The following is a 5,759-nucleotide window of genomic DNA, read 5'->3' as shown; positions in this document are numbered from 1 at the left end:
GAAGTATCAGTAGGACCAACAATTTCATCCTCCATCTTCACTCTCCAAGTATTTACCTTTTCAGCAGAAATATTTACCTTATTTTCCACTACCATTTGCCATAGTTCTTCCGGACTAAAGCAACCAGGCAATACACAACCCTGACCTATTATTGCAATTGGTTCAAACCTTATTAAACCCATTTTTTAATTCTGTCTATACATGTAGAGGCGCAATCCTGAAAGTTTGGCAAGTACTTCCTGTTTATTATTTTTAAAAAAAACATCCCACTCTGAATTCATGTCGCCCTGCTTATTTAATGTCAATTCGCAGTTAAATTGATCTGTCAATTTTTCATAATCATAAATGCAAAGTGATTCGAATCCTAAAGGCAGAGAAGAGCTATTATTGGTCATATTTTGGATAGCAAGAGCTGCCAATTGAACACCTCCATCAAACAAAAACATTTCGGATGCCCAATTCAATTTGTCGTTGAATAATGAATTGGAAATTTTCAACTCCCCTTTACATCCTTTGGAAGAAATTCCTTCAAGGTTATTTATAACTTGAAAATCAGGGCCATGAAATAAGATAGGGCCATAGACGTCATCTTTAATAAATAACCAATTTTTTAAGTCTCCTAAGTTGGTATTTGATTTAAATGGCGCGTCAATGTCCTCTGCCATAACAACTATAAAGCTGTAGTATAGCTGCTTAGATTCCCCTTCAACCTTTATCTCTACTAGTGTATTCTCACCAGATTTTTGAGATTCATAATAAAAAGAAAGTATATCTCCTGTAGTTTCAAAATTAGCAAGGTGAATGCCTTTATAAACCTTCATCTTTTTAATTTCAGCAATATTTAAGTGAGAATATAGCTTTTTTGCCAGTCTCAAGCCCCACTCATTTACCATCATCATAGGAACTATAATTTTGTCCTGAATAGTATGGCTGGATAAATAAGGATTATTAATACGGTGCACCCAAAGTTTGAATGAACCTTTCCCATTTTCCTTATCTTCCTTATTGCCCCATTTTTCAAATGAACCACCTATGACTACTTCAACATTTTCAAAGGAGCCATCCTCCATTTCATCAGCAAATATTTCTGCTCCAGTTTCCAAAGGAATCAAGTCAACACCCATGCTTTCAAAATGCTTTTTCAATTGAGGAGATACCATTCCTCCATCCCAAGGCCCCCAATTCAAAGATTTTACAACACAAGTTTTCCCTCTTCTTTGCTGTTCACTTTGACATACTTTATTTAAGATTTCATTCGCCATAGCATAATCCACCTGTCCAACGTTTCCAATACGGGCAGAAACAGATGAGAAACAGCAAATGTGTGTCAACTTATCATTTGATGTTGCTTGAAGTAAATTTCTGAAACCTTGCAACTTTGTATCGAAGACATCCATGAACTGATTCATCGTTTTTTCATGAATATACCTATCCGCTAAAACGCCGGCGGCATGAACAAATCCATGAATAGCGCCGAATTCTTCGCGTATTGCCGATACCGCTTTTTCAACTTCTTTTTGATCAGAAATATCAACTGAATGGTAACTTACCTGAGAACCATTACGCTCTAGCGTATCAATATTTTTATGGATTTCTCGGTTACCGATAATTTTAGCAGCCTCTCGATTTACTTCTATTGGCGTTATTTTTTTTCCTTCAGCAAGTGCCTGCTTAAATAAGATTCCTTTCAGTTCCGCATCAGTAGTATATTTTTTGAATTCTGGGTTTTCTTCATCTAATTTAGTCCTTCCTAAAATTCCGATATTAATTTTCTTTCTTTTTGACAGGGCGATTAAACAGGCAGCGGTAACTCCCTTCGCTCCTCCACTGACAATAATGGTATCTCCGTCGTTTAATCCTCGGCTTTTGTTTTCAATCGCAGCAACTTCACATATTAATTCATAGCTTTTCCCAAATGAATCAATTTCGATTTCGACCTCTACCCCGCCTGATGTAATAGAATGAAATAATTCCATTGCAATTTTATCGGCAGGTTTATTGGCGCAATTTATATTGATAGATCTCACCTCAGCATTAGGCCATTCTAACTTAGCCGTTTTAGCAAGAGCACTAATACCTCCCAGCCATGCTCTATCATTCTTTGATTGATGAGATAAACCATTATCAAAAGCAAGGAATAAGCATCCAGCTTTGCCATCAAAAAGATTTTTTCCACAAATCTGAGCGTCCTGAAAAAGTCGGGTATTGACAGCTAATAGCTCCTCAATAGATGCATTCGAAAACCTGTTTAATCCTCTTAGATCAATCACAAAGGAAGATTCAACAGGCAATTGATCTACTATTTCTGTAGAAATCTCTATGCTTTGAAATAACTTTTGCAATTGCTCAGCTATGCCAAAATCGTCTGATATTAAAAAAAGAATATCACTACTTTTCCAATTTAAATCTCCGAAACCACCTGCAGACAATAATTTACGAGTAACTATATACCTGAAAATGCTTTCGGATTTAATTACTTTTTTTCCAGAAACTCCGAAACTCCTCCTAAGTCGCTTGCTTTTGTTCCATCAGAATAATTAAGAATTTCACCCAAGGTATTCATTGCCGCCAATTTGGCTTTATCTACGTTCTTCAATTCTGGAAAGACCTCTTGAAGCGCAGATAATATTTCTACCCTTTTTATTGAGTCAATTCCTAGACCTGATTCAAGATCAGTTTCTAAATCCAAAATCTCTTTAGGATACCCTGTTTTTTCAGCAACTATATCAAACATTACGCTTTTAAAATCATCGGTATTCACAGTTTCTTTTTCAGAAGAAATTTCTGAACTATCAGAGATCGGGGATATAGATGCGGAAACTGAAGATGGAGAAGAAACGCTAGATGCATCTGAATAATTAAGAATTTCACCTAATGTATTCATCGCGGCTAATTTAGACTTGTCTACATTTTTCAATTCAGGAAATTCCTCTTGTAAAGCAGATAAAATTTCAACTCTTTTTATTGAATCTATCCCCAAACCAGATTCTAAATCTGTATTCAAGTCTAATATTTCTTTAGGGTAACCTGTTTTATCAGCTACTATTTGAAACATTACTTCTTTAAAATCATTTTTCTTGGGAAGGCTTGAAGACTGCTTTTCAACTACTGGAGTTGAATTCACTACAGGAGTATGAATTCTTTCTTCAGGCATTGATTCAGAAATTCCATTCTCTGCAGCTGAAATAGGTTTTAATTCTGGAATAGGCTGAGAAACTTTTCTCTCTAGTTGAGGGGAAGTCTGTTTTTCAAGTGGTGCTCCATTTTCCGAAGCATGATTTGAATTATCATTTATAGAGATTGATTTAAAAGAATTCGTAGACGTATTTACACTTCCTATATTTGGATTAAATCCTCCTAAAATTTGAAAGGCCGTTTGAGAAGTTTCCAGGAAAATTCTGTGGCTTTCCGCCAATGTTTCTTGAAATCTTTTCTGAGCTTCTAGCGTGTTTTTCTGTATTTCTTGAAAAGCCCTGAGCTTTTGATCGCTAAATTCGTTCATGTACCTTTTTTGATGATTTGGGGTTGATGATATTGTATTATTAATAGGCAAAGCGACTTGTTTGCTTATAGGTGATTCAACCTGCTTTACAGGTTTGAGAATTGTTTCCTGTTTTAATTGAAGTGGTTGACTTCTAGGCAACTCTGGCTTACTAATTTCATCAGGTTCTTTATTTGGCTTAGGCAAACTCTCATATCCACCAACTGGAGGGTAAGGTTTGCCATAATTGGAACCATTGATTTTAACAGTTGCTATAGATGGCTTCTTAGCACTAACCACTTTTTTGTTAAGATCGACATTCTCCCATAGCTCATTGTAAGAAATAGGTATTCCAGCAACTGAAAGTTGGGCCATTGAAATCCAAAATGCATCTTTTCCATTTTGCTTAATGCCACCATCAATAGAAATGGCTCTATGTGGTTTATCTTTTAAAATATCCTTCACAAAATTCCCAAGCACTTTCCCAGGGCCTACCTCCAAAAAAACATTAACACCTTCATCAAACATGGATTTCACCTGTTTTTCAAATTGAACTGGTGCCGCTAATTGGTTGGCCAAAACCTTTGGATACTCTGAAGGACTTTTAGAATATTGTTTTGCTGTTGTATTAGAATAAACAGAATATTTAGGTTTGCCGAACTTGATTGTCTTGAGATACTTTTCAAACTCCTCTGCACTTCCTGAAACCAACTCAGAATGAAAGGCCGTAGAAACATTTAATCGTTGGAATCGAATACTACTTGACTCTAGTGTTTTTTCAAACTTTTCAATTTCGGATTTTTCACCTGATACAACAGTCTGAGAAGGACTATTTATATTCGCAATTACAACTGAGGTTTTGGCAGTCTTTAATTTTTCTGAAACTACTAATTCTGAATCAAAAATAGCGGTCATTGCTCCATCCTCCTTAGAAGCAGCCCCCATTAATTCACCCCTTTTTCTGGAAATATTAACCAAATCTATTTCGTTGGTAATTATTCCTGCGGCATACAATGCAGCTACTTCACCATAACTATGACCTCCAATAAGAGTAGGTTCAATTTTTAATTTTGAAAGTAAATTTAAGTGTGAAATAGCTAAGACACCTATCGCTGGCTGAGCCCATTTTGTATCAACTAACAGCTGTTTTTGCGCTTGTCTTTCTACTTCGCTAAATACAGGTATTGGATAAACAACATTGTTCAGGCGCTTATTAACATCTAGTGCCATGGCTGAAACATGATTCCATGGATCCATTGCTTCATCATATTGCATGAGCAAATCAGCCCCCATATTAACATATTGACTTCCTTGACCCGAAAACAAAAAAGCAACTTTGTTTGTAGGCTTTTCTTCAGAATAATAGATGCTATTATTTACAATGATATTTGTTTCCTTTTTTTCGAGTTCCTTTAAAACAAAATTTATCCATTTAGTAAGCTCATTCTCATCAACGGATAAAATAGCTAACCTAGAATGATCAGTCGGAACAAATTCACCTTGTGAAAATTTAGCTTTTTCGCCAATATTTAGATTTTCTGTTTTCTGGATAAAAGATGACAATTCAGAAGTAATTTCTGAAGAGTTTTTTCCAGAAAACAAAAACAACTCTATTCCTTGAACATATATTTTCTTGGGTCTGGCTTCTTGATTATCATATTCCTCCATTGCAACATGAAAATTGGTACCACCAAACCCCATGGAACTAACTCCAGCTTTTCTTGAAGAGCTAGTTTCATGTATCCAAGGACGAGCCTTTGTATTCAGATAAAATGGGCTGTCTTCAATTGCAAGTTTCGGATTCGGATTATCGATTTTAATAGTAGGTGGTAGTACTTTATTATTCAAGGACATAGCGACTTTTAATACGCTAGCTGCCCCTGCTGCCGATTTCGTATGTCCAATCATAGACTTTATAGAACCCATTGCGCAGTATTGCTTTTTATGAGTTTCGCCATAAGCTAACTTTAGTCCTCTAAACTCTGCATAATCTCCCGCCATTGTGCCTGTTCCATGACATTCTACAAGTTCTATTTCCTGAGGAGAAAAGCCTGCTGCATCATAGGCCCTATTTATCGCCATCGATTGTCCATTTGAATCTGGCGCATAAATACTACCTGATTTCCCGTCAGAGGAACTTCCGACTGAGGTTATTATGGCATATATTTTATCTCCATCACGCTCAGCATCTTCCAACCTTTTTAGAGCCATCATTGCTACAGCTTCTCCTAATACTGTCCCATCTCCTTTGTCGGAAAAAGGTCTACAATCCTCTGTT

3 protein-coding genes are annotated in these 5,759 nt (G+C 36.2%); all 3 read right to left on the bottom strand.

The window, feature by feature from the left end; genetic code table 11:
* The coding region (locus Q0L68_RS15180; RefSeq protein ID WP_296704873.1) for a beta-ketoacyl synthase N-terminal-like domain-containing protein at nt 1-182 on the bottom strand (182 nt) is incomplete at its 3' end.
* Between the two features lie 3 nt (nt 183-185).
* Nucleotides 186-2,342 (bottom strand): SDR family NAD(P)-dependent oxidoreductase, encoded by a 2,157-nt coding sequence (locus Q0L68_RS15175; protein ID WP_296704872.1) that lies wholly within the window; start codon nt 2,340-2,342, stop codon nt 186-188.
* A 131-nt stretch (nt 2,343-2,473) separates the two neighbouring features.
* On the bottom strand, nt 2,474-5,759 hold a 3,286-nt coding region (locus Q0L68_RS15170), incomplete at its 5' end, for an acyltransferase domain-containing protein (RefSeq protein ID WP_296704870.1).

The sequence above is a fragment of the Algoriphagus sp. genome, from assembly GCF_024642405.1.
Classification (GTDB): domain Bacteria; phylum Bacteroidota; class Bacteroidia; order Cytophagales; family Cyclobacteriaceae; genus Algoriphagus.
This window is presented reverse-complemented; position numbering and strand designations above follow the sequence as displayed.